Origin of the sequence: Streptomyces sp. AV19, from assembly GCF_015999245.1 — a bacterium.
In the GTDB taxonomy this organism is placed as follows: Bacteria; Actinomycetota; Actinomycetes; order Streptomycetales; family Streptomycetaceae; genus Streptomyces.
The window spans coordinates 1-24,659 of sequence record NZ_JAEAMR010000019.1 but is presented as its reverse complement, the minus strand read 5'-3'; the positions used below and the strand labels follow the sequence as shown (position 1 = coordinate 24,659).

At 67.6% G+C, this 24,659-nt stretch carries 19 protein-coding genes and 2 pseudogenes; 10 read left to right on the top strand and 11 right to left on the bottom strand.

Annotated features, from left to right (window positions below; all coding sequences use genetic code 11):
- The coding region (locus I5Q34_RS26480) for a beta-ketoacyl synthase N-terminal-like domain-containing protein (protein WP_234429602.1) at positions 1-1,111 on the bottom strand (1,111 nt) is incomplete at its 3' end.
- A gap of 336 nt (positions 1,112-1,447) precedes the next feature.
- Between I5Q34_RS26480 and I5Q34_RS26475 the strand changes: the two genes are divergently transcribed.
- The 3 genes from I5Q34_RS26475 (at position 1,448) to I5Q34_RS26465 (ending at position 3,927) form a co-directional block, all read left to right on the top strand.
- A complete protein-coding gene (locus tag I5Q34_RS26475) occupies positions 1,448-2,227 on the top strand; it encodes a cyclopropane-fatty-acyl-phospholipid synthase family protein (protein WP_199894954.1) in 780 nt (259 codons plus the stop codon).
- A 33-nt stretch (positions 2,228-2,260) separates the two neighbouring features.
- The gene (locus I5Q34_RS26470; protein WP_199894953.1) at positions 2,261-3,628 is read left to right on the top strand and encodes a cytochrome P450; all 1,368 of its coding nucleotides are present in this window, start codon (positions 2,261-2,263) and stop codon (positions 3,626-3,628) included.
- A 134-nt stretch (positions 3,629-3,762) separates the two neighbouring features.
- Positions 3,763-3,927, top strand: a complete 165-nt coding sequence (locus I5Q34_RS26465) for a DUF2795 domain-containing protein (protein ID WP_199894952.1) — start codon at positions 3,763-3,765, stop codon at positions 3,925-3,927.
- 374 nt (positions 3,928-4,301) lie between these two features.
- Here I5Q34_RS26465 and I5Q34_RS26460 read toward each other — a convergent pair whose 3' ends face one another.
- Positions 4,302-5,555: a macrolide family glycosyltransferase gene (locus tag I5Q34_RS26460; RefSeq protein WP_199894951.1), complete on the bottom strand. Its 1,254-nt coding sequence runs from the start codon at positions 5,553-5,555 to the stop codon at positions 4,302-4,304.
- A gap of 756 nt (positions 5,556-6,311) precedes the next feature.
- On the opposite strand from I5Q34_RS26460, the gene I5Q34_RS26455 reads away from it, so the two are divergent.
- Complete coding sequence (locus I5Q34_RS26455) at positions 6,312-7,085, top strand: NAD(P)-dependent oxidoreductase (RefSeq protein WP_199894950.1); 774 nt, start codon at positions 6,312-6,314, stop codon at positions 7,083-7,085.
- Between the two features lie 219 nt (positions 7,086-7,304).
- Here the strand turns inward: I5Q34_RS26455 and I5Q34_RS26450 are convergent, their stop codons facing one another.
- The 6 genes and pseudogenes from I5Q34_RS26450 to I5Q34_RS26425 all read right to left on the bottom strand — a co-directional run bounded on the left by I5Q34_RS26450 (position 7,305) and on the right by I5Q34_RS26425 (position 12,710).
- Complete coding sequence (locus I5Q34_RS26450; RefSeq protein WP_199894949.1) at positions 7,305-8,258, bottom strand: Gfo/Idh/MocA family protein; 954 nt, start codon at positions 8,256-8,258, stop codon at positions 7,305-7,307.
- 190 nt (positions 8,259-8,448) lie between these two features.
- A complete protein-coding gene (locus tag I5Q34_RS26445; protein WP_199894948.1) occupies positions 8,449-9,789 on the bottom strand; it encodes an NDP-hexose 2,3-dehydratase family protein in 1,341 nt (446 codons plus the stop codon).
- A 245-nt stretch (positions 9,790-10,034) separates the two neighbouring features.
- Entirely contained in the window at positions 10,035-10,811 is a 777-nt protein-coding gene (locus tag I5Q34_RS26440) for an FkbM family methyltransferase (protein ID WP_199894947.1), read from the bottom strand.
- Between the two features lie 456 nt (positions 10,812-11,267).
- A pseudogene (locus I5Q34_RS26435) lies at positions 11,268-11,443 on the bottom strand (IS5/IS1182 family transposase); the annotation flags it as partial.
- A 231-nt stretch (positions 11,444-11,674) separates the two neighbouring features.
- Positions 11,675-11,863: a hypothetical protein gene (locus I5Q34_RS26430; RefSeq protein ID WP_199894946.1), complete on the bottom strand. Its 189-nt coding sequence runs from the start codon at positions 11,861-11,863 to the stop codon at positions 11,675-11,677.
- Between the two features lie 19 nt (positions 11,864-11,882).
- A complete protein-coding gene (locus I5Q34_RS26425; protein ID WP_199894945.1) occupies positions 11,883-12,710 on the bottom strand; it encodes a thioesterase II family protein in 828 nt (275 codons plus the stop codon).
- Between the two features lie 235 nt (positions 12,711-12,945).
- Between I5Q34_RS26425 and I5Q34_RS26420 the strand changes: the two genes are divergently transcribed.
- From I5Q34_RS26420 to rfbB, 4 genes are all read left to right on the top strand, one after another.
- Positions 12,946-14,328: a cytochrome P450 gene (locus I5Q34_RS26420; protein ID WP_199894944.1), complete on the top strand. Its 1,383-nt coding sequence runs from the start codon at positions 12,946-12,948 to the stop codon at positions 14,326-14,328.
- Positions 14,329-14,406: 78 nt separating this feature from the next.
- Positions 14,407-15,180 (top strand): FkbM family methyltransferase, encoded by a 774-nt coding sequence (locus I5Q34_RS26415; RefSeq protein WP_199894943.1) that lies wholly within the window; start codon positions 14,407-14,409, stop codon positions 15,178-15,180.
- A 42-nt stretch (positions 15,181-15,222) separates the two neighbouring features.
- Positions 15,223-16,113: a glucose-1-phosphate thymidylyltransferase RfbA gene (rfbA, locus tag I5Q34_RS26410; protein ID WP_199894942.1), complete on the top strand. Its 891-nt coding sequence runs from the start codon at positions 15,223-15,225 to the stop codon at positions 16,111-16,113.
- On the top strand, positions 16,113-17,108 hold the full coding sequence (gene rfbB, locus I5Q34_RS26405; RefSeq protein ID WP_199894941.1) for a dTDP-glucose 4,6-dehydratase: 996 nt from the start codon (positions 16,113-16,115) through the stop codon (positions 17,106-17,108). Before rfbA ends, rfbB begins: the two co-directional genes overlap by 1 nt.
- A gap of 182 nt (positions 17,109-17,290) precedes the next feature.
- On the opposite strand, the gene I5Q34_RS26400 is transcribed toward rfbB, so the two are convergent.
- The 3 genes from I5Q34_RS26400 to I5Q34_RS35605 form a co-directional block, all read right to left on the bottom strand.
- The gene (locus I5Q34_RS26400; protein WP_199894940.1) at positions 17,291-18,304 is read right to left on the bottom strand and encodes a Gfo/Idh/MocA family protein; all 1,014 of its coding nucleotides are present in this window, start codon (positions 18,302-18,304) and stop codon (positions 17,291-17,293) included.
- A 232-nt stretch (positions 18,305-18,536) separates the two neighbouring features.
- Entirely contained in the window at positions 18,537-19,937 is a 1,401-nt protein-coding gene (locus I5Q34_RS26395; protein WP_199894939.1) for a cytochrome P450, read from the bottom strand.
- 68 nt (positions 19,938-20,005) lie between these two features.
- Positions 20,006-20,131 (bottom strand): hypothetical protein, encoded by a 126-nt coding sequence (locus I5Q34_RS35605; RefSeq protein WP_267912029.1) that lies wholly within the window; start codon positions 20,129-20,131, stop codon positions 20,006-20,008.
- A 564-nt stretch (positions 20,132-20,695) separates the two neighbouring features.
- Between I5Q34_RS35605 and I5Q34_RS36155 the strand changes: the two are divergent.
- Both I5Q34_RS36155 and I5Q34_RS26390 read left to right on the top strand, forming a co-directional pair.
- Positions 20,696-21,286, top strand: a pseudogene (locus I5Q34_RS36155) (beta-ketoacyl synthase N-terminal-like domain-containing protein); the annotation flags it as partial.
- A 360-nt stretch (positions 21,287-21,646) separates the two neighbouring features.
- The coding region (locus I5Q34_RS26390; RefSeq protein ID WP_234429589.1) for a type I polyketide synthase at positions 21,647-24,659 on the top strand (3,013 nt) is incomplete at its 3' end.

Genomic DNA, 24,659 nt, shown 5'->3' with positions numbered 1-24,659 from the left:
GCCGGTCCACCCGCCGCCCTTGACCGTACGCGGCGAGGAGAGCCTGGGCTTCGATCGGATCACCCAGCGTCGTCCCCGTCCCATGCCCCTCCACCACATCCACATCACCCGACAACAACCCAGCACCCAGCAACGCCTGCTGGATGACACGTTGCTGCGACGGACCGTTCGGTGCCGTCAGCCCATTGCTCGCCCCGTCCTGGTTGACCGCACTCCCCCGCACCAACGCCAGCACCCGATGCCCCAACCGCCGCGCATCCGATAGCCGTTCCACCAACAGCATGCCGACACCCTCGGACATGCCGGTGCCGTCGGCCGAGGCCGCGTACGCTTTGCACCGGCCGTCCGGCGAAAGCCCCCGCTGTCGCGAGAACTCCACGAACAGGTTGGGCGCGGCCATGACGGTGACACCGCCGGCGAGAGCCATCGTGCACTCACCCGACCGCAGTGCCTGGCACGCCAGATGCAGTGCCACCAACGACGACGAACACGCCGTGTCCACCGTCACCGCCGGCCCCTCCAGCCCGAGGACATAGGCGATGCGGCCGGAGGCCACTCCTCCGCCGCTGCCGTTGCCGAGGAACCCTTCGAAGCCGACCGGAACGGTATGGAGGCGGCTCGCGTAGTCCTGGTACATGACCCCGGCGAACACGCCCGTGCGGCTGCCCCTCACCGACACTGCGTCGATACCGGCCCGCTCGAAGACCTCCCACGCCGTCTCCAGAAGCAGCCGCTGCTGAGGATCGGTGGCCAAGGCCTCGCGGGGGCTCAATTCGAAGAATGCCGCGTCGAATTCCGCCGCATCATAGAGGAAGCCGCCGTGGCGGGTGTATGAGGTCCCGTGATGCGCGGGGTCCGGGTCATGGAGTCGTTCCAGGTCCCAGTCCCGGTCCGCGGGGAACTCGCCGATGGCATCGCGGCCGGACTCCACGAGGTCCCACAGGTCCTCGGGCGAGCGGACCTCCCCGGGGTAGCGGCAGGCCGCGCCGATGATCGCAACGGGCTCCTTCGCCGCCCCGGCGAGTTCCCGATTGTGCTGCCTCAGCCTCTCGTTCGCCTTGAGGGATGCCCGCAGTGCTTCAATGACCTTGTCACCGGACGAAGTCACCATCATCTCCAAGGGGTGGGCACGACAGACCTGGGCAGCGCCGAAGCTAGCGGCGCCGGTAGACCCCGGCCACCCGTGCTCACCCCTGTATCAAACAGCTGGAGCGGCTGCGCCGATGCCGGCGGTGGCCTCCTGTACGGCCTCCCCGATGACCCGCTGCACGCCCGGGGGATTCCCCCTATGTTCCTCCGGCCCGCCTCTGCGCACGTTGTCACTCCGGACGGGCCACGACACCTTGGTGGCATCACCGTGCCGGCGAAAGAGGACGTACCCGTGTCAGACGAACCACTGCCGTCTCCCAGCGACGTCGGAGACTATTACGACCGCACCACACACCTCATGAACGATGCACTCGGTGGTAACACCCATCTCGGCTACTGGCCACATCCCCACGACGGCAGTGCACTCGGAGCGGCGTCCGACCGGCTCACGGACAACGCCATCGCGAAGCTGTGCTGTTCCTCCGGCGACCGGATCCTCGACTTGGGGTGCGGCTCCGGACGGCCCGCCGTGCGGCTCGCCCTGGCGGAACCGGTGGAGGTCGTGGGCGTCACCATCAGCCGGGTACAGGTGAGGATGGCCACGGCCCTGGCGGAGCAGGCGGGGGTAGCCGACCGGGTGCGCTTCCTGCACGCGGACGCCATGGACCTTCCCTTCGACGACGCATCGTTCGACGCCGTATGGGCCCTCGAATGCCTTTTCCACATGCCGAGCGTCTCCCGCGTGCTGCGGGAGACCGCCCGGGTGCTCCGTCCCGGCGGACTCCTCGTGGCGACGGACCTGGTGTGGCGCGAAGACCGTCCTCGAGAGGACAAACACAGCGACATCGGTTCCTTGGGCACCGTGTTCGCGGTCCCCGCGATCACGCCGCTCCGCGACTACGCGCGGACCGTCACCGACGCGGGGTTCCTCCTGAAGGAGTTCACCGACATCGGCGACGACGTCATCGCTCCCTCGTACGCGGCCCTCATCGAGCATGTGCAGGAACGGGTGGAGGACTACGCGGCGGCCTTCGGCAGCAGTGCCGAAGACATCCGGTCCTTCGCCGCACACCTCACCCGGAACGATGCCGCAAGAGGAATCGGATACGTCTCTCTGTCGGCCGTCCGCGCCGTCTGACGCACGAGATCTGATGCACGAGGCAGGAGGATCATGACCGCGAATTCCTGTCCTTTCACCAACGCGATGCCTCCGCAACGCCTTCCGTTCTCCATGGCATCGGCGCCCGGCGCACTGCCGCTGCTGGGACACGCCATAAAGATGCTGCGGGCGCCACAGAAATTCCTGGCCTCGCTCCCGTCGCACGGCGACCTGGTGGAGGTTCGGATGGGGCCGTGGCGCATACACGTCCTGTGCCACCCCGAGCTGGTCCACCGGGTTCTGACAACCGACAAGGTCTTCGACAAAGGTGGCCCGATGATCGACCGGCTGCGCATGCTGATCGGGGACGGCCTCGCCTCGTGCCCGCACGACCGGCACCGCCGGCGGCGCCGGCTGGTCCAGCCGGCCTTCCAACGGAAACGGCTGTCCCTCTACGCCGACGTGATGACGGAGCAGATCACCGGGGTCACCAGTGCATGGCGGGACGGGCAAGTGCTGGACCTGCACTCGGAAATGTCCAGGATCAGTACGCGGGTGCTGGCCGGGACCATGTTCACCGCGGATTTCTGCGGGTCGGCCATCGCCACGGTTTCCCCATACTCGGAAATGATCGCGAAGGACATGACCAGGCGCCTGCTGACCCCCGAGTTCCTGCGACGCGTGCCGACCCGTGGCAAGCGCCGTTTCGACCGCGTGACGCGAGATCTGCACTCGGCGGTCCTGGCCATGGCGGATCGGTACCGGCGCACGGGCACCGACCGCGGTGACCTGATGTCCATGCTGCTGGAGGCGCGCGACGACGGCGACCGGCTGTCGGACGAGGAGATCTTCGGTGAGGTCGTGACAATGATCCTCGCCGGTACGGAGACAGTCGCCTACACGCTCGACCACGCGTTCCGGTTCCTCGCCCGGCACCCCGGTGTCGAGGAAGAGCTGCACGCCGAAGTGGACTCGGTGCTCAACGGCCGGTCCGCCACCTGGGACGACCTTCCGCGGCTTGGCCTGGCGGAGCGGATCCTCCGGGAGACACTGCGCCTCAACCCGAACGACTGGCTGGTCACACGGCAGACCACGGAGGACACCGAGCTGGCCGGACGTCTTCTTCCAGCAGGAAGCCTCGTGGCGTACTGCGGGTACGCCATCCACCGGCGCGCGGACCTCTACCCGCAGCCGGAGCGCTTCCTGCCCGGTCGCTGGGAGAACCAGCAACGCCTACCGTCGGACGGAACGTTCCTGGCCTTCGGCGAGGGCGGCCGGCGGTGCATCGGCGACGTATTCGGCATGGTGGAGGGAACCCTCGCCCTCTCGACCATCGCAGCGCGGTGGAGATTCGAATCTGTCCGGGCAGGGCGGCTTCGGCCCACCTTACGGATGCCATGCTTCGCGCGCCCGAAGTCCATGCGTGCCGTGGCCCGGTGAGCCGGTTCCTCCATCGTTCAGGCGCCGACTCCGGACTCCCGGCCACCGCTCCCAGCCCCCGCCTTCACTCGCTCGTCACCCGTTCCGCTCTTTGGAGGACCGATATGCCGTACGCACCGCTCCATCAACTGCTCATGAGCCTGACCTTTCCCGCGGTGAAGGGGGAGATCCTCGACATGGCGGCCTCGATGGACCTGGACGAGGAAGTGCTGGACAAGCTCCAGCGCATTCCCGACCTGGAGTACTTCGAGGACTCCGACGTCACCACCGAGATGCAGAAGATGGGGTACGAAGCCTGAGCGGACGGCGTGATCGCCCTGGTGCGCCCAGGGTTCAGCGCCTCTTCCGTTCCGTGAGCGAGGTGGGTCGGCAAAGTACCGCCTCACGTCTGATGGGCCCGCCGCAAGGTACGGGAAGAAACCTCCAGTTGCGGCGGGTTCTTCAAAAACCCGGCCACGCCCTGGACCGCCTCACCGTTGAGTCCCGCCTCGGGGGGCACAGGGCACGTACCTCTCGTCGACGCTGTTCACCAGGGGCGATTGGCGACGACATCGGCAGCCGACTGCGGCTCCGTCCTGAGCTCTTCGCGCTCGCCGTCCGCCCCCGACGCTTGCCCATGAGCGTGCACGCACCGGTTCCAGAACCGCCGGTGAGCACAGCGGGAAGCTGCACCTCACCGCGATCGCCGTACCTGCGCTTCGAATACGTCCGCCGCCCGGGACGTACCGCCTGCCGCGAGGCAGTGTTGTCGCATTTCCCCGACCCGCCCAGTAGCCGCCTCGTCCGCCATGAGGTCCAGTACGGTCTCCCGCAATGCCTCTGCGGTGACCTCTTCCACCTGCATCGTCCGGCCCAGTCCCAATTCGGCGACGCGCCGACCGGTCGCTCGGGCGTCGGCGGTCAACGGCACGACCAGCGCCGGGCACCCGGAGTAGAGCGACTCCACGACACTGGCCATACCTCCGTGCGTGACGAAGGCCTTGGCGTGCGGAAGCACCGAGAGGTGGGGGGCCCACTCGCGCACCTCGATGGAGGGCGGCAATGGGCCGAGGCCGCAAGAGTCGAATTCTTGCCCCAGCGTCATCACGACATGGGCCGGGACGTCACGGAACGCCTCTACGCACATGCGGAAGAAGGAATGCTGCGCGTTACACACGGTCCCCAACGAGACGAGTACCACCGGAAGTCCGTTGCCGGGCGGCGCCCACTCGCCCAGGAAGCTGCGCTCCCCCACACACGGACCAACGAAGACGAACCGCTCGTCGAACGTGTCTCCCGCGTATTGGAAGGCACGCGGCAGATGGACAAGATTGCGTTCCTCGACATAGGACCAGAAGTCACTGACCGGCATATCGATGCCCAGCTCGTCCAGGAACCGCGTGAGCTCCTCCACCACCTCCCCGAACCCCGGAATAGTCATCATCGAGGCGATCTCGCCCAGGGAGCTCTTGGCCCCCTGGCCCTCCGGGTCGAGCATGGTCTGTACATTCGAGTAGTGCTCGTTCGAAGCAAAGGTGGGAATCAGCTTGATCGCGGGCTTTCCCCACGTCAGGGCCAGAGCACGGCCGGCGTGAAAAACCGTCAGGTCATAGGCCACAAGGTCCGGTACAGCCGTGCCGAGCGTTCTCTGTGCAGCGTCCAGCATGGCCTTCCCCTCGGCGAGCAAGAGCAAGATGAAGTCCAGTCCCTGCTGTTGGAAGGTGGAGGAGTCGTTTTCGGCGGTCACCAGGCGGTAGACGTCGGCGCTTCGGTGGGCGGACTCGTACGGCAGGAAGTCGGCGCCGGTGGAACGTACGGCTTCGGCCACTTCGTCCCCCGACACATAGGTGACGCGGTGGCCTCGGCGCACGAGCTCTTCCACCGCTGCCAGATAGGGAAAGACATGACCTCGGTCCGGGACGCTCAGAAAGAGGAAATGATCCGACATCACTTGCCACCTCGACGAAAGAGAACAACGGCCCGAGAACGGACTCACCTTGATACGTACTCGGCAGGAGCTCCCTCAAAGTAAGGGCTGCCGCGGACGAACCGCCATCCTGGATGCCGAACCCTGGGGTCATGTGCGCAATCCCCCCTAAGGAATGGCAAGAAGGCAACGACTTCCAGGGGGGAGTTACCGCTATGGCGCCGCAGCCGCGAACGGTACAAAGGAGACCTGACCGGCTACGTAAGGAGGTCCGGTGTCCGTACTCGGCGTCGGAGTGCCCGACTGCGCCCGGCAACACACAGCCGAGCGCTGTCCCGGCCTTGAGCCGTATCGAAGCGGCAACCGCGGTCTCGGCAGCGCGCATGGACGGGCTGCCGTTCATGGAGAACTTCGGGTTCCTGTTCCACTGCCGGCGCGCCATGACGCAGCAACTGATCAGCCAGGGCGTCATCGGCCAACCACGCTCGTTCACGGCAGAGTCGGGCTTCCCCCCTTGCCGCCCGGCGGCATCCGCCATCCGGCCCCACTGGGCGGCGCCGCACTTGTCTCCGCCTCCGATGGCCACACCCGACAGCTGTCGTTCGGCTTCGACCCCGTGTACCGGTGCGCCCGCTCCGTGGGCAGTAAGGGCAGTAAGGGCAGTAAGGGCAGTAAGGGCAGTACTACTCTGCCGCAGGCGTTCATCGCTCCTCCAGGGGGCCGCCCGGAGCTCCGCCTCGAACGGCGGGGTCACGTCGAGGACGGCGGGCACCGGTAGTGGAGATCGTCGGACGGGGGTTCCTGGCAGGCCATCTGGCCGATATCGGCTCCCGGCACGAGAATGCCCTGGCGCTCGCGGCGGGAGTCTCCAGCACTGCCGTACACGCGCAGGTGGGCTTCGGCCGGGAAGCGGAGCTGGTGCGCGAGACCCTGACACGCTGTTGCTCCGACGGCCGGACGATGGTGCTGTTCTCCACCGCGTCCACGGACCTCTACGGACCGGGCACGGACGGCAGCGAAAATCAGGTCCCTGTCCCGCGAACGCCCTACGGCCGGCACAAACTGGCGATCGAGCAGCTGGCCTACGACTCCACAGCGGACTGGTTGATCCTGCGGCCGACCTATCTGGTCGGCAGTGGACAGCGCCCACACCAACTGCTGCCGTCGCTGATCACCCAGGTCAAGGCCGGCAGTGTGCGCGTACTCCGTGGTGCGCGGCGCGACCTGCTCGACGTCAAGGACGTGGTCAGTGCTGTGGACGCCTTGTTGGAGGCCCGGGTGACCCATGAGGTGGTGAACATCTCCTCAGGGATCCCGGTACCGGTGGAACGGATCGTCGACAGAATCGAGGAAATCCTCAGCGCGCGTGCCACACGGGAGTTCATCGGCATGGAGCTTCAGGGGCCCACCGTCTCCTCGGACAAGTTGCGCGATCTCGCACCCGGCCTGGTCGCCCCCGGCGCCGACTACCCGTGGCGACTCCTGGACCGCTACGTACCGGCGTCGGCCGGCCCACTCGGTCCCCGGCCGAATCCGGCCGTCCCCTCATGATGACGGAGCGACGACGGTCTGCCGAGAGGGTGTCACGGCCTGGACGATGAGGCCGATGGAGTTGGTGGAGCACGTGGGCGCGGTTGAACCGCTGGTATTGATCAGTGAGTTCGCCGTGTCCGCAGTAGGGGATGCGGACGATGGCGCCGTGAGGCACTGCCATGTCACCCGCCACCTCCGGCCGACCCTTTCGCCTTTCAAGGCCGGGATGAAAGAGGTTCAGCGAGAGGCCGGTACCGCTCGTGTGAGGCGAGCGAGCGCCCGGGCATCGCTGAGCAGCGGGACATCGAAGTCCCGTGATCCCCTCTCCGCCGCCGCGAGGACCTCGGACAGGAACACCCGCATGCTGTCGGCGGGTTCCACGCTGTGCACGTACACGCGGTCCTCGGCCTGGACCCGCAGGCCGACCGCCATCCCCGGCAGCGCGGAGAAAGGCCGCTCGATCTCGATCGTGAACCCCTTTCCCATCAGCCGGACCATGTTCTGGTAGGCGGTCGTGAAGCCGAACTGGCCGACGACGGTCCGGCCGCCGGGATAGCCCGCGAGCATGCCGTACGACGTCTCGAGCGCGTCGGCGGTGCGATCGCCCACGATGACGTCGATTCGCTCGGGCTCCACGCCCCACAGCACCCGGCCCAGGGACACCGCGTAGGGACCGGTGTCCAGCAGTGCCCCGCCGCCCTTGGCCCGGTCGTACCGCCAGTCACCGGCTGGAACGGGAGGAGTGAACACCGCCAACGCCTTGGTGACTTCGGCGTCGAGGTCCGCGAGGACCGACTCGACCGCCGCGAACACCGGATGGAACGCGTAGCAGGTGGCCTCCGCGATGACGAGCGATGACGACCGGGCCAGCGTCACCATCTCCTCGGCTGTGTCCGCGTCCGGCAGGCCAGGCTTGTCGACCACCACGTGGTGTTCGTGGCCGAGCGCACGGCGAACCACCCGTGTGTGGTCGCTGTTGACCAGCGAGACGTAGACCAGGCCGGGGCGGGCAACGGCCAACGCCTCGCTCCAGTCGGTGTACACCGTGCCGAGCTTCGCCACACGCCCGAGGCTACCGGCGCCGGCGTGCGAGCTGACGACGTTGATCGTCTCGATCTCGGGGAGGGATGCGGCGGCCGGCAGCACTCGGCGCTGAGCGAACCGCGACATGCCGATCAGCAGTAGTTCCATGGCCTCAAGGAGTTGGAGGAGGTGGAGGAGATGATGTCGACTGCGCGTTCGCCACTCGGCAGTTGGCCTTCCGGCCGGTGCGGACGTACGCCCGCTGCAGCCGGCGGTCCTTGCCGTACCGGATCCGGATCGAACGGGGCGCGGCCGAAGGCCGAGGAAAGCACAGTGCGGATCTCCTTTCCGGTACGAGTCAGACCAGGCAGGCAATGAGGCTGCGAGCCTCGACGTTGACGTAGTAGCCGGAACAGATCAAGCGATTGAGCAGGCCCAGGGTCATCCACCGGTAGTTGTCCGGCGCGTCGACCGTGTGTCCGTCCGGGACGTTGACGACGACATGTGTCGTGTCCGCGCGTGAGAACCGCCCGCCGTCCTCCGACTGCACGGCCTTCAGCCGGAGCCAGGACTCGGGCGCGTCGAGGTACTCCGCGAGCGGTGGGAAGTCCTCCGGCCCGCTGTAGCTTCCCGGTGTCAGCTGTACCGTCGCGGCGAGCTCCAGCCGGTCCGTGAGACCAGGCTGGATCATGGCTTGGACGAGGAACTGGAGCACCCCCGACCGGCGCTGACAGATCAGGGCCACGGCGTTGCCGCCGGTCGGCTCGAGCATCGGCTGCCACCACGTGCCGACCTCCCGGCTCGTCGCCGCGACCGACAGCCCGATGATCCGGAAGTAGCGGTCCTCGCGGTGGCGGATGCTGTCCTTGCCGCACACCCACTCGTCCATGTCGCACAGGCTGATCCGCCTGACGTCCAGGCTGTACTTCGCCTTCTGGTCGATGAGCCAGGTCATCGTGGCGGAGACATCGGCGTCCGAGCGGCCCGCGTTGTGTGACTCGACCACCTGGAGGCGAAACGCGTCCCGGATTTCGCCGTAGGAGTCCGGGGCGTCCTCCGCGGCGTAGGAGACGCCGGACAGCACCGTGCGCGCGTTCATGTTCACGCGGTTCCCCTGCTCGAGCTGGTGCCGCAGCTGCCCGAGCGTCAACCATGTGAAGTCGTCGGCTACTGCGATGTCCTCGTTCTCGGGAATCTCAATGATCATGTTGCGATTCCGCTTGTACAGGTACCAGGACGCGTGCTCCGAAAGGAGTTGGTCGAAGACAATGCGTCGTCCGGTGTGCTCCTGGAAGTACTCCAGGTACGGGGTGGGCCGGCCGCCGTGCACGCGTTGGTAGTTGCTGGGGGTCGCTTGCACAGTCGCGGCGTACTGGACCAGCCTGCTGTTCCCCGGCTCCATCTTTGCCTGCATCAGGAAGTGGTGGACGCCATTGATGCGTTTGACGATGATCCCGAGGATTCCGATCTCCGGTTGAACAATGATCGGCTGACACCACTGCGGAGTCGGTCCGAAGTCCGTGCGTACCGACAGCCCCTCCACCGCGAAGAACCGGCCGGACGCGTGCCTGAGGCAGTCGTCGATCCGCCAGTCGGGCAGCGCCTCCAACGGAACTCGTTCGACGCGATAGTTGGAGGACGCCGACCGCTCCTCGAGGAAGGAGTCGGGGTCCGCTGTCTCCGCAGTGCTCAAGGTCATGGACGATGCCAGGAATCCACCGGAACGACTGTTCTTGGTTGGCATGAAGCAGCTCTTTTCCAAGCGCTGTCAAGTTGTTGCTTGGCCTACGAGTTGAGGTGCCGGGGGTGTGTGAGGACGGCGACGGGCCCGTCGTGAGGGCGGCGACGGGACCGTCGAAGCGGCCCCGGGTCCCGAAAGCCACCAACGCTTCCGCTTAATCCCATGTCCAGGCCGTGAGCCGATGCACGGCCCTGGAGAGAAGGTCAGGCTTCGCGCCGCCTGGCATACACGGTGTGGATCTCGGTGCCCTTGAACACGAGATCCTGTTCCAACGCCGTAGCGAAGCCGTGCTCGGTCAGCAAGGAGAGGATGGTCCGCAGCCTGCCGTCGATGTCGTGCACTTCGACCACGCATTGGCGAACCTTGGGCCAGTCCTCGTCGGTCAGCCCTTGCAGCACCTGCAGTTCGCTCTTCTCCACATCAACCTTGAGCAACCCGATCGAAGCGACATTGCGCTCCGCGATCACTTCGGAGAGCGTGTGCACCGGGGACTCCACTGTCTCCGGATTCCACTGCGCCTGATAGTCCGCTTCCATGGCATCGACGTCCTCCGCCCGGAATCCGCTGTTGAGCAGCACTGCGCGACCCACGGCTACTTGCTCCTCGAGGTCGGGGTGGAAGCCGGACGCAGCGGTGCACTGCGGGAAGTATGTGAGTGGAGCAGTGCCCGGCCGGTCGGAGATCGCACACTGCGTGGCTTCCGCATCGATGCCATGGGCAGCGATGTTCGCCTTCAGGGCGCCGTACGGCCCTGGACCGGGCTCGAAGGCGTGAAAGGTCAGTCCGGGACACTCCTTGTGGAAGAAGAGTGCGGCCAGGCCGATGTTCGCACCCACGTCGAAAACGACGTCGCCGCGATTGAGTGCGATTCCGTTCCGCGCGTAGCAGCGCTCGACGAAGATCTCACGGTAAAGAAATTCCGTTTCAACGGCGTTCATGTGATGGACAGTGAGCCCATTGGGCAGCTGCATCGTTTCCATGCGGGTCCTTTCCGAGAGGAGCGGTCGCTGCCCCCGGTGGTTCGTGGCCGTCCGGCCCGACACTGCCCGTCCTTGTCCGGGGCCGGCACGAAAGTCGAGAGGCCAGAAAGGGAATGGGCCGCCTATACACTTGGCATCCGTGCCCCACAAAGGGGAGTTCTCCATGCGGGACTTCGGCAGGAGTACCGGTGAACACGGACGATCCTCGCTGACCGAGGGGAACAGTGATACCCGAGCTTAAGAAGCCGGGGTGCGACCGGATACCCCTGCCCGCCCGTAACATCTGGCGCCGGGCCCGGCCGGACGAGTTGTAGTTCTCGGCGTCGAACTTGGGTGGCCGTCCGGCACCCGAGCGGGCGACGCGGACCTTCTTCAGGACCGGCTCGAACTACGGTGAGTCACCGCGCTGTCCGGCCGTGATCACAATGGACACGGCTTCTGGCCCTGCTCAACGGCCAGGTGCAGCTTGGTGGTCAGGCCGCCGTGCGAGCGGCCGAGGCCGTGGTCGTCCGGCTCGACGCCGATCCCGCCGGGCGGCTCCTTCTGCAGGTCCCCCTTTTCCGCGCCCTGGCGGCGTGCTGGTGGGCCCGGCACACGGTGGAGTCGATGTTGAGGTCCCAGGTGATGAGCTCCTCGGCATCGGTCGCCGGACACTGGCCCCGTTCACGGCGGTGGAAGCTGTCAGGGTGCCCAGCCGACCGGGGATGATCCGGTGTGGGATTCGAGGGCGGGGTGCCAGAGCTGGTCGGGGGACCAACGGATCGCTCGCCGGAGCGGTTCGGTCACACGGTGCCCGAATCACACCCCGCCCCCGATGCCGACCGTTTACCGCGGTGATACGCGAAAGCGGCCGAACTTCTGGTTCAGAAACCGGAGACGACTTTGGCGAAGGAGGCAAGGCCGCTGTTGATGGTGGGGGCCATGCCGGTGGACGCGAGGGTGAAGCCGAACAGGGCGCAGGCGACGGCGGAACCCAGGCGGATGTAGCCGCCCTTGACCAGGACGATGACGACGATGCCCAGGAGCATGGCGGCGGAGATCGAGATGTCCACGTACGGCCTCCTTGGTGGATCAGCCCCTGGGATCGACTCTGTTCCGGCAGGCCGACCCCAAGCTGGATGGGGTGTCAGGGGTTGGTGAGGTTCTGGCGGCTGTCCCGCGGAGGCGATTGGCAATGGTGCGGACCACTTGGGCGCGGTGGGGGCCGTCCAGGAAGAAGTGGCCCCCGGGGAAGGACCAGAGCTCGAACGCCGCCGTGGTGTGCCGGCGCCAGGCGTCCGCTTCCTCGAGCGTGGTCCTCGGATCATCCTCGCCTACCATGACGGTGACGGGGCAGCCGACGGCGGCGCCGTCCTCCGCCCAGTAGGTCTCAATGGCCTCGTAGTCGGCGCGCAGGCAGGGGAGGAAGGCGGCCAGAAGCTCATCGTCCTGGAGGAGCCGCGGGTCGGTTCCGCCCAGGTCCATGAGTTCGGCGAAAATGCCGGTGTCGTCACGCCGGTGGACCTCCTCCTGGCGCCTGCAGGACGGGGCCCTGCGCCCGGAGGCGAACAGCCCGGCACAGGTGCGGCCGGTCTCCCGCTCCATGCGCCGGACGACTTCGAAGGCCAGAACGGCCCCCATGCTGTGGCCGAGGAGCGCCGTCGACGCGTCGAGCCAGGGTGCGGCGACCCGGTAGACGCGGTCGGCGAGTTCACCGATGGAGGTGAGGCACGGCTCCTTGCGCCGGTCCTGCCGTCCGGGGTACTGGACGGCCAGTACTTCGATGTCCGGGGTGAGCGACCGGGCGAACGGGAGGAAGGAACTCGCTGATCCCCCGGCGTGCGGGAAACACAGTAGCCGGTGGCCGCTGTCCGGTGCAGGCCGGAAACAACGCAGCCAGAGTTCTTCGTCTTCTGTCATGGCCGCTTTCTCCCTGTCCTGTTAGCCGTCGTTCTTCCGGCGGCGTGACGGCCGGAACAGCGTCACCGAGCCGAAACCGACTACCGAGACTATGGACGGATGCCCGGCGAAAGGCACCCCAGCGGCCCCCTGTCCTCGACGGTCCAACTACCGGAAAAACAGGGGCTTTCATCACACTGCCGGATTCCTACACTCGGTGCTCGCTGCATTTCTCGAGGTCGCGGAGGAATCTGTCATGCCGACCGAGGAACCAACCGCCGTTGTTGTCCCCGGAGCGCTTCCCGTCGTCGGTCACGCCCTGCACCTGCGCCGACGGCCTATTCCCTTCCTCACCACGCTTCCCCGCCTGGGAGACGTGGTCCGGATCCGGCTGGGCCGTACGCAGGTGTTCGTACCCTGCCGCTCGGAGCTTGTGCAGCGCGTCCTGGTGAACGACAGCACCTTCGACCGGGGCGGCGGACCGCAGTTCGAGCGCTCGAATGAATTCGCGTCGGGGCTGGCCGGATGTGTCCACGAGCACCACCGACGGCAGCGCCGGCTGGTCCAGCCTGCATTCCGGACCGAACGGCTCGCCAGCTATGGCGCAGTGGTGGAACAGGAGCTCGTCGCCCTGACGGACTCGTGGCGGGATGGCCAGGAGTTCGACATGTTTCCCGCACTGCTCGACTTCACCTCCGGGGTCGTGGCCCGTGTGCTGTTCTCGAGCCGGGCGGAGCATGCGGCGTCGGGCGAGGTCGCGCACTGGTTCGCGGTGCTCATGAGGCAGGGCGACGCAGGCTGCCGGGGCCTGCTGACGCAGGTGGCGTCGAGGCTGGCGCCGCGCACGGCCCGTCGCCGGCATCGACCACTCATCGATTTTCACCAGGCACTGGACCAGATCCTTTCCGACTACCCCCGCCCCGGCGAGAACGACGGACACGGAGTCGGTGCGGGGTGCGGCCCCAGGGACATGTTCTCCGCACTGGCGCTGGCCCGGGAGAAAGGCGACGGCGCAGGGCTGACCCCGCAGGAGCTGCGCAGCCAGGCCATCACCATGCTGGCCGCAGGCGTCTACACCCCCGCCACCGCGCTCACTTGGGCCTTCTTCCTCATGTCTCAATACCCGCAGTGCGCGGCCCGGTTGCATGCCGAGGCCGACACCGTTCTCGACGGGCACACCGCCAGATGGCGCGACCTCCCGTCCCTGACATATACGGAGCGATTCGTCTCCGAGACGCTGCGCCTGTATCCCCCGGTGTGGATGTTCTTCCGTAAGACGACCGCGGACGTAAGCCTCGGCGGGGAACGCATTCCGTGCGGAGCCACCGTGATGGTCAGCCCTCTTATGCTGCACCGCGACGAGGACGCCTTCGCCGATCCCTTCACCTTCGACCCGGACCGGTGGCTGCCCGAGCGGATCACGGCCGCGTCCCGCCGCGCCTTCACCGCGTTCGGTGGCGGGCCGCGCCGGTGCATCGGTGACGTCTTCGGGCTGGCCGAGCTCACCCTCACCCTGGCCACCGTCGCCGGACAGTGGCGGCTGGAGAACACCTCCCGGAAGCGGCCCCCGGCCCATGCCTGCCCGGTGAACCTGCCCCCGCGGCACCTTCCCGTACGGCTGCGGAGCCGGAGCCGATAGCCGCTCTCCTCCTCCACCGGCTCCGCCTCCCCGTGCCCCCGACTTTTCACTTCTGCGAACAGAAACGGAACGAACGCTTTGGAAACAACACAGCTGCCCAACGAGCTCACCGTCGACCACATGAACCCCGACGAGACGGAAATCCTCTACCGTGAGATCTTCGTCGAACGCCGCTACGCCCGGAACGGGATCACGCTGCATCCCGGCGACACCGTCTTCGACGTGGGCGCGAACATCGGACTGGCCACGCTCTTCTTCCACACCGAGTGCCCGGGGCTGCGCATCCACGCCTTCGAGCCCGGTCCTGAGCCATGCGCAGCCCTGGAGGCGAACGTCGCCGCGCACGGCATCGACGCGGTCGTCACGCGGTGCGCGATCTCCGATCGGTCCGGGACTGCCGGGCTGGCCTACTATCCGCACTTCACGGCGATGTCCGGACTGCAACCCCACCCCGAGGAGGAAGCAGCCCTGATCCGTACTGTCCTGCTGAACAGCGGGCAGCGGGTGGAGGACGCCGATGCCGCGGCGGACGAATGGGCAAAGGGTGCGCCGGAGACGAAGGAGGTCCCGGTACACACACTGTCGGAGGTGATCGCAGAGCGGAACGTCACCTCGATCGGACTGTTGAAGGTGAACGTCCAGAAGAGCGAACTGGCGGTCCTCCAAGGGTTGTCCGAGGACGACTGGCCCAAGGTCCGACAGTGTGTCGCCGAAGTGTGCGACGTCGACGGGTCCTTGCAAGCCTTCCTCTCCCTCCTGTCCTCCCACGGCCTCGCCACGGCGCTCGAACAGGACTTGGTGTTCAAGGACACCGAGATCTACCTGGTGTACGCCTGGCGGCCCGAGGCCTAGGCCCCCGTCTCCCGCGGGCACCGCACAAGGTCCGGTCGACATATGAGAGGCATCCTGCTCGCCGGGGGGAGCGGCACCCGTCTGGGGCCGCTGACCCGCGGCGTATCGAAGCACCTGCTCCCCGTCCACGACAAGCCCTTGGTCTACTACCCGTTGTCCGTCCTCATGCTGGCGGGCATCAGGGACATCCTCCTGATCTCGACACGTGCGCACCTCGCCGGTTTCCTGGCACTCCTCGGCGACGGCGGCCGGCTCGGTCTGAACCTCTCCTACGCCGTCCAGCGTGCACCGGAAGGCATCGCCCAAGCCCTCACCATCGGCGCCGACCACATCGGTGATGGTCCGGTGGCGCTGGCGCTGGGGGACAACATCTTCCACGGCACCGGGTTCCCGTCCCTCCTGCGCCGGCACACCTCCGACGTGGACGGGTGCGTCGTGTTCGGGTATCCGGTCGAAGACCCCGAACGGTACGGGGTCGGGGAGGTCGACGCCGCCGGGCGGCTGGTGTCGCTCGTCGAGAAGCCCGCGGTACCACGGTCCAGCCTGGCCATCACCGGCCTCTACCTGTATGGCAACGACGTCGTCGCCATTGCGCGCGGTCTCCGGCCGTCCGCACGCGGCGAGTTGGAGATCACCGACGTCAACCGGGTCTACGTCGAGCAGGGCAGGGCCCGGTTCGTGCCCCTGGGGCAGGACGCCGCCTGGTTCGACACCGGCACCCATGACGCGCTGTCGCAGGCGGGCCGGTATGTACAGGCCATGGAGCGGGACCGGGGAGTGCACATCGGCTGTGTGGAGGAGATCGCTTTCGGGCTCGGATACATCGACGCCGACGCCCTGCACGCCCTCGGATCCGCTTACGGCGGATCTGCTTACGGGGCCCGTCTGAAGAAGATCGCGGCCGGTACGGAAGACAGAGAGGGGAGCGTGTGATGCGCGTCGTCGTGACCGGCGGAGCCGGGTTCATCGGATCGCACTTCGTCCGGCAGGTGGTGACCGGCGCCTATCCTTCGCTCGCCGGCGCCCACGTGGTGGTCCTGGACCGGTTCACCTACGCCGGCCGGATGGCCAACCTCGCCCCCCTCAGCGGCCACTCGTCCCTCACCGTGATGGAGGGCGACGTCTGTGACGATCCGCTGGCCGCCAGACTGCTGTGCGGGGCCGACCTCGTGGTCCACTGCGCCGCGGAGACCCACGTGGACCGGTCGGTCCGGGACTCCTCCCCCTTCGTCCGCACCAACGTCGTCGGTACCGAGACCCTGCTCCGGGCAGCCACCGAAGCGGGGGTGGGCCGCTTCGTCCACGTTTCGACGGACGAGGTGTACGGGTCCATCGCACAAGGAACGTGGACCGAGGACACCCCCCTGCGGCCCAGCTCCCCGTACTCGGCTTCGAAGGCATCCGCCGACCTGCTGGCCCTCTCCTACCACCGCACGCACGGCCTGCCGGTGTGCGTCACCCGCGGCTCCAACACTTACGGGCCGTACCAGTACCCGGAGAAGCTCATCCCCCGCTTCGTCACACGCATCCTGGACGGGGAGAAAGTCCCCCTGTACGGCGACGGACGCAACCGCCGGGACTGGCTGCACGTCGACGACCACTGCCGGGGCATCGCCCTGGCGGCCGAGCACGGCAGGCCCGGCGAGATCTACCACATCGGCGGCGGCACCGAACTCTCCAACCGCAGCCTCACCGCGCTGCTCCTCGCCCACCTCGACGCCGACTGGTCGGCTGTCGAGTGCGTCCCCGACCGCCCGGGGCACGACTTCCGCTACGCCCTGGACATCAGCAAGGCAACGGCCGAACTGGGTTACCGTCCGCGCGTGCCTTTCGAGGAGGGACTCGCCGACACCGTGCGGTGGTACACCCGCAACCGGGTGGTCTGGCAGCCGGCTCAGGAGCCCGGCTCGCCGGACTGCCGCCGGTGACTCCGCGCCGGGCGCGGGCGTGCGAGGCCCATCGGTCCAGCCAGTCCCGTCGGCCGACCGGCCGCTCGTACTCGGCCGGCGGCCCGGTGACCGTCGAGGAGACACCTCCGCCAGGGCGAACCCCCGTCGTGCCGGGCCCCCATCGTGCGCAGATGACCGGCGGAGCCCCCTCCCCACGATCCTCACTGCCGTCGGTCCCGTTCGGCGATCTCGCGGACGCCGTCGAGCAAGCAGGCCTGCCGAAGGATGTCCTCGCCCGGGCCGATCAGGTCCCCACCCTCCAGGATCCTCGTCGCGAACGCCGAGACCAGCGCGTCATTCTGACAGTCGGCGGCCAGCGTGCGTTCCTCGACCCCTTCAGGTCGTTCAAGGCGGAGCACTGGCCGCACCCCGGGTGGGGCGGTGAAGGCCAGGGGCAGAGTGATGCTGCCCTGGCTGCCCTGTGCAAAGTAGTTGGAGCGGGCGAGCAGCCGATCGCGGCCGAAGGCCACGTTGCCGATTCGGCCGTCCGCCGTTGACAGGAGGACCGTCCCGGCGACGTCCACCCCCGTGTCCCGGTCGCGGTGGAGGACAACACCCTCCACCTGCGGGTTCCTGCCCGGCTGGAGCCCCGCCGCCCGGAGCGCGTACACGCCCGTGTCGAGCAGCGCCCCGCGCCGTCCGAGGGCGGAGGGCGCGGGGCCGGCCTCCGAGGGGAACACGCCGCTCATCCCGGAGGGGAGCGGTGGGGGAAGGAAGAGAGCAGCGGTGAACGACCGCAGCTCGCCGATGGCGCCTTCATCGATCAGCCGTTGGGCAACCGCGTGCTGGCTGTGCCGCGGGAACGCGAAGCTCTCCATGAGCAGGAGGCCACCCATACGTGCGGCCGCGACCAGCATGGCGGCTTCCATGCGGTTCAGAGCCAGGGGTTCGCCGATGAGGACGTGCTTGCCCGCCGCGAGCGACTTGCCGATCCACTCGGCCTGCGACTCGGGTGGAAGAGGGGCGTACACCGCGTCCAGGTCCCGGCGTTCCAGCAGGGCCCCGTAGCCGTTCACGGCGGCGCAGCCCAGCCGGGCGGCCGCCATCGCCGCCTCCCCGCGTGTACGGCCGGCGACCGCCACGAGGCGGACCAAGGGGGAAGCCGCGAGCGCCGAGACCATACCCAGCCGCGGGGTGTCGGCACAGCCGAACAGCCCGATCCCGATCACGGACACCGTGCCTCCTTGCCTTGCGTCCGACTCCTCCTTTTTGTACTGGTCGCGGGCTGCCGTCCCAACCCTTAGGAGCCCCTGCCCCCGGGGCGTCCGCTCCCCTCCGAGACGGCAGGCCTCAGCCCCGGCGGGGAGCGGTCGCGGCGGGGGCTGGGCCACACGGCCGATGCCGATCGGGAACGCCGGAAGGGGCAAGCGCAGGAGACGGACACAGGAGGACACGCAGCGCGGCAGGTTACCGCCGCGCGTGCACGCTCATCGGCAGACGACGCGGGTGGACGGCCAGCGCCACCGGATTGGTGCGGAGGTCCGCGCCCGGGGCGGCCCTCAGCCGCCACGACTGCGCGACCGTGGCCAGCGTCAGGACCGCCTCGGCCATGCCGAAGGAATCACCGATGCACTTGTGCGCTCCTCCCCCGAAAGCACAGAAGGAGCCGCGCGGATAGGCGGCCGCGCGGTGCGGGAGCCAGCGGTCGGGGTCGAACACGTGGGGCCGGGCGAAGATGTCACCGCGGCGCTGGACGGCGAGGGGGCTGGGCAGGATCAACGATCCCGCGGGGAGCCGGCGGCCCGCGACGGTCGCGTCCGCGGCCGTGACCCGCATCAGCAACCACACCGGCGGGTACAGCCGGAGCGCCTCCGTGACCACGTGCTCGGTAAACGCCAAGCTCCCCAGGTCCGCCCAGGCCGCGGGGCGCCCGCCGAGCACGGAATCCACCTCCTCGTGCAAATGGCGTTCCACACGCGGGTGCTGGGACAGTAGATGGAAGGTCCAGGTGAGGGCCGTCGCGACGGTGTGGGTGCCGGCGGCCAGGAGGCTGAGCGCCTGGGCACGGACCTCCTCGTCCGTCAGCACCGGCTCCGGCCCGCTCATGCGGTCCGTCTCCGCCTCCGAGTGCTGCGCGGAGGCAGCGAACAACGGCGACAGGAGGAACGCGTCATCGCTTTCGTCGCTCCCGCCGGCGCGGCACTCCACGATGAGACGGTCCAGCACGTCGCACAGCTGCTGGACGGCCTTCCGCCTCCTCCGTCCCCCGTTCATGCCCCGCAGCAGCGTCAGAACGGCCGCAACGCCGACGCCCTCGCCCGCCTCGCTCACCTTCCGGAACAAGTTCCGCACCTCGGCGAGGCACTCGTCGCCGAGACGGCCGGGGAAGAGGGCGCGGCTGACGGCATCCGTCGCGAAGCCGCAGAAGGCCGGGAAGACGTCGACGACCTGGCCGTCCTGCCAGCCACCGGCCAGGAGGGCAGCCTTCCGCTCCAGTAGGGCGCCGTACTGGGCCAGGCCACTCCGGTCGAAAGCCGGTTGCAGCAGCCGACGCAGCCGACGGTGCTGGTCGTCCGGAGCGGTGGCGAGGGAGGAGCCATATGTCTGCTGCGATTCCTTGAGCTGTGGTTCGTCCTTGCCGAACAGGCGGCTGTCGGCGAAGACGCGGCGCACGAGTTCGGGGTGGCAGGCCACATAGGCCCTGCGCGTCCCGAGGCGGACTTCCACGAGGTCACCGGCAGAGGGCAGCGACTCCAGGAAGTCCAGTGGCGCCCACAGGAACTTGCGCAGATGTCCGATGACAGGGAGCGCCCCGCGCGCGACCCCGAAGGTGAATCCACTCGGCATGGTGCTGTGTGACTGTGACATGCGTTGTCTCCTGTCCTCTCCGCTCCGCTCGTCCCTCCTCGGCCCCTTGCCGTGTGTCGCCATGCCGGCTACAGCGTCATCCCTCGCGCCCACTGGAACTCCTTCACATCGCGCAACCAGCCGGCGATGTCGTGCACTTCGGCCACGCAGTTGCGGATCCGGGGCCGGCCGTCGTCATCGATGCCGGTCGGCACGTCGTCCGGCTTCGCCCCTCGACGTCGATCTCCAGTAGATCGACGGGTTCCTGTGCCCCGCCCTCCTCGACCAGGCACAACTCACAGCCGAAACCCGTCGGTTCTTCCGACGGCGCCAGCACCCGACCGGACATCGTCCGCGGCTGCCTCCACGGCCCACACGTCCGCTACGCCCTCGTGCAGAACCCTTTGGGTTTCGGATCAATACCGGCGCTTGGCCAAGGACTACGGGTATCCGGCCGCGCGCCGGAAAGAAGCGACTCTCCATAGAACCCTTCGAATCCGTCACGGTAGCGACCGGAGAGCGGCACAACGAGGGACTGGAGACATGTCAGGGGGCACCCCTGCTGATGGTGCAGATGAAGGTGGGTGGCGGATCCTCCGTAAGCGCTCGGCGAAAGCACCTGTGCCTCTGTCACCGGGGACTGTAGGGGTTACCGCTGAAACCGCTCCTTCCTAAAGTCTTCCCCCGGAAGGGTGCTGCAGGGGTGCTCGCGAGCCGGCTCGGCCGCGCCCCGGGAATCAGCGGAGCACCCCCACCTCGAAAGTCTTCCGAACGCCCTCATGGGTGAGTCTCGGTTTCTCACCGGTCAGCGACGTTCTGCCGGTTTGCGTTTTGGAGGCAGTCAGTTGCGCGAAACCCATGACACGACGCATCAGCCCGCCGCCCCTCCCCGCACCGAGGATCCTCACACCACACCGTGCGGGCCGGTGCCACCACCGGACGAGGCCGTCGCAGTCATCGGCTACAGCAACCGTCAGCCCTCCACCGGCACCGACCAATTCGACGCCGCCTTCTTCCACCTCACACCCCACCAAGCCGCAGCCATGACCCCCGCAGCGCGGCTACTCCTGGAACTGACCTGGGAAGCACTCGAAGACGCAGGCCTTCCCGCAACCCGCCTACAAGGAATCAGCACAGGCCTGTTCCTCACCACACCCGACACCACACCCTGCGAAACCGCACCCCACACCGAAACCGGGGCGCCACCACTCCAGGACCAACCCCCCTCACATCCGGTCAGCACATTCCTCACATGCCACGGCCTCACCACCTCCCACAACCCCACGGCCCCGTCCGGACCCACCGCTGTCCACCTGGCATGCCACAGCCTCCGCACCGGAACATCCACACTGGCGATCGCCGGCAGCGCCCACACCACAACCCGGCACGACCAGCCCGCACCGGCGCCCGGCCCCACTGCCGACAACCACCAACACGACACGACCGGCGCCCTCCTGGTCCTCAAACCACTCTCCCAGGCCCTCACGGACGGCGACCGCATCCACTGCGTCATCCACGCCACCGCCACGATCCCCACCGGAGAACACGGCCCGGTACACGCCCTGCACACAGCACACGAACAAGCAGGGGCAGGGCCCGAGATGCTGCACCACATCGACCTGAGCAGCACCAACACACACAACACACCCCACCCCGACATCACAGCCGTCAGAACCACACTCGGCATGCCGAGCCCGGCCCACCCCACCCCGCCCCAGGGTGCGGGAGACATGACAGGAATCCTCAAGGCCATCACATGCCTGGCACAGTCGGAATCCACCGACGAGGCCGACACATCACGACCCACCAGTGAAGGCCGGAGCAGCTGCGATCCTGAAGTAACCCCGGTGCCGAGGCCGATCGTTGAGCGTGACCGGCTCCTGCGGGCAGTGGCCTCCTTCGACGCCAGGGGAAACTTCACCTACCTGGTCCTCGGCACCGCTCCCGAGATGCCGTCGATGCCTCTGGCCATGTGTGCCACGAGAGACGAACCCGACCCCCATCAACCAGGCGCCATGCTGCCCTGCATGCTCTCCGCCCACACCACCACCGCACTGCGGGCACAAGCACAGCGACTGCACGACCATCTGGCCGACCGTCCCGATCTGCGCCATGCGGACGTCGCGTACGCGCTGACAGCGACCCGTACCGCCTTCCCCCACCGGGCCGTTGTGATCGCAAGCGACCAACAGGACTTCCTGCAAGGACTGCAGGCACTGGCCGACGGCACAGAACACCCCGGGCTCGTCCGGGGCACGGCCGGGCCGCCCCACGGCACCGTCTTCATCTTCCCCGGCCACTGGCAGCACTGGCCCGGCATGGCCGTGGAACTGCTCGAAACCTCCACAGTGTTCCAGGACGCCATGCGGGACTGCGCGGACGCACTCCAACCCCTCGTCGGATGGCGCCCGGAAGACGTACTGCACGGAGCACCCGGCGCTCCCTCGCTGAACCGCACAGACGTGGCGCAGCCCGTCATGTTCGCCATCATGGTGTCGCTGGCCGGGCTGTGGCGCGCACACGGCGTCGAGCCGGTGGCCGTGCTGGGCCACAGCCTCGGGGAGCTCGCGGCAGCCCACGTATCCGGAGCACTGACCCTGGACGACGCGGTCCGGGTGGCCGCACGATGGAGCGCCGCACAGGCCACCCTCACCGGCACAGGCGCCATCGCTGCCGTGCGTCTCGATGCCGGCACGCTGACAGCGCGCCTGGAGCAATGGGCCGGTGCCGTGGTCGTCGCCGCCGTGAACAGCCCATCAACAACCGTGATCTCAGGCAACCGTCAAGCCGTGAAACAACTGCTCACCGAACTATCCGCATCAGGCATCTGGGTCCGCCTGCTGCCTAACGAAGTACCGGTGCACTCACCTCACTGCGAAGCGTTCCTCAACGACCTGTACACCGCACTTTCAGGCATCAATCCAGGGCAAGGGAGTGTCCCTTTCCTCTCATCGATCACCGGGGAGTGGCTGGAGGGGCCCGAACTCGACGCCGAATACTGGTGCCGCAGCCTCGTCAGTCCTGTCCAGTTCGCGGCGGCCGGCGAGCGGCTCCTGCGCGAGGGACACCACTGCTTCACCGAGATCAGCCCCCATCCCGTCATGGTGATGGACATACTGACCATCGCCGAGACCTCGGGCACCAACAGTGTTGTTCTCGGCACCCTGCGACGCGACCAAGGCGGCATGCGGAAGTTCATGACATCACTGGCGCAACTCCACGTCAGCGGTGCACTGCCCACACACTCCGCCCCGGCGTTCACCGCACACCACCGCCAATGGATCGACCTGCCCAAATACGCCTTCCAACGCCTGCCACTGCACCACTCCACCGAGCTGGACGAGACGACCGAAGACGAGAAAGGCGCCGGGCCCGCCGAGAAATCCGATGCGAGTAACTCGCTTTCCCTGCTGAACCGGGCGGAACTCGAAGCGGCCCTCACTTGGCTGGTGTGTGAGAAGTCCGCCCAAGCACTGGGCCGCGCCGACACCCAGACGAGAGACATGCTGACGACCTCGACCTTCCACGACCTGGGCATCGACTCGTCGGTCGCCGTCGAATTGCGGCACCTCCTGGAACAAGAGACAGGACTGCGCATCCCTGTGACAGCGGTCTTCGACTACCCCACCCCTGCCTTGTTCGCCCAACACCTGTCCGGCCTCGTACTCGAGGACGAAAACACAGAGGCACCTGAGAGTCGGGGTGCCATGTCCCTGGCACTTGGGGAGGTCACAGACGAGGCAATCGCCATCGTGGGAATCAGCTGCCGCTTCCCAGGAGGCGTGAGCAGCGCCGAGGACCTCTGGCAGCTTGTGACCGCCGGCAAGGACGCCGTCGGGGAATTCCCCGACGACCGGGACTGGGACATGGCACAACTCCATGACCCGAACCCCGAACACCCAGGCACGTCCTACACACACCAGGGCAGTTTCCTCTACAACGCGCCCAGCTTCGACGCGAGCTTCTTCGGGATCAGCCCACGCGAAGCCCTGGCTATGGACCCCCAGCAGCGAATTCTCCTCGAAGTGGCATGGGAGACATTCGAGAACGCCGGAATCACCCCGGAAACGGTACGCGGAAGCGCCACCGGAGTCTTCGCCGGAGTGATCACCCCCGACTACGGCCCCCGCATGCACCAAGCGCCCGAAGAAGTCGGTGGATACGTCCTCACCGGAACAACCAGCAGCGTCGTCTCGGGCCGCATCGCGTATACCCTCGGGCTGCACGGCCCCGCACTCACAGTGGACACCGCCTGTTCGTCATCGCTGGTTGCTCTGCACCTGGCAGTACGGGCGCTTCGGTCGGGTGAGTGTTCCATGGCGCTCGCCGGCGGAGTAACCGTCATGGCGACACCAGGAATGTTTGTGGAGTTTTCGCGGCAGCACGGACTGTCGCAGGATGGTCGGTGCAAGGCGTTTTCCGCGGCGGCGGACGGCACCGGATGGGGCGAGGGAGTCGGCATGCTCCTCGTCGAACGCCTCTCGGACGCCCGCCGCAACGGCCACCGCGTACTCGCCCTCGTACGCGGCAGCGCCATCAACCAGGATGGAACCAGCAACGGCCTCACCGCGCCCAACGGGCCGGCCCAACAGCGGGTGATCCGGCAGGCACTCACCAACGCCGACCTGACACCCGATGACGTAGACGCCGTGGAAGCGCACGGGACCGGAACCGCCCTCGGCGACCCCATCGAAGCCCAGGCTCTCCTCGCCGCGTACGGTCAAGGGCGGCGGGTGGACCGGC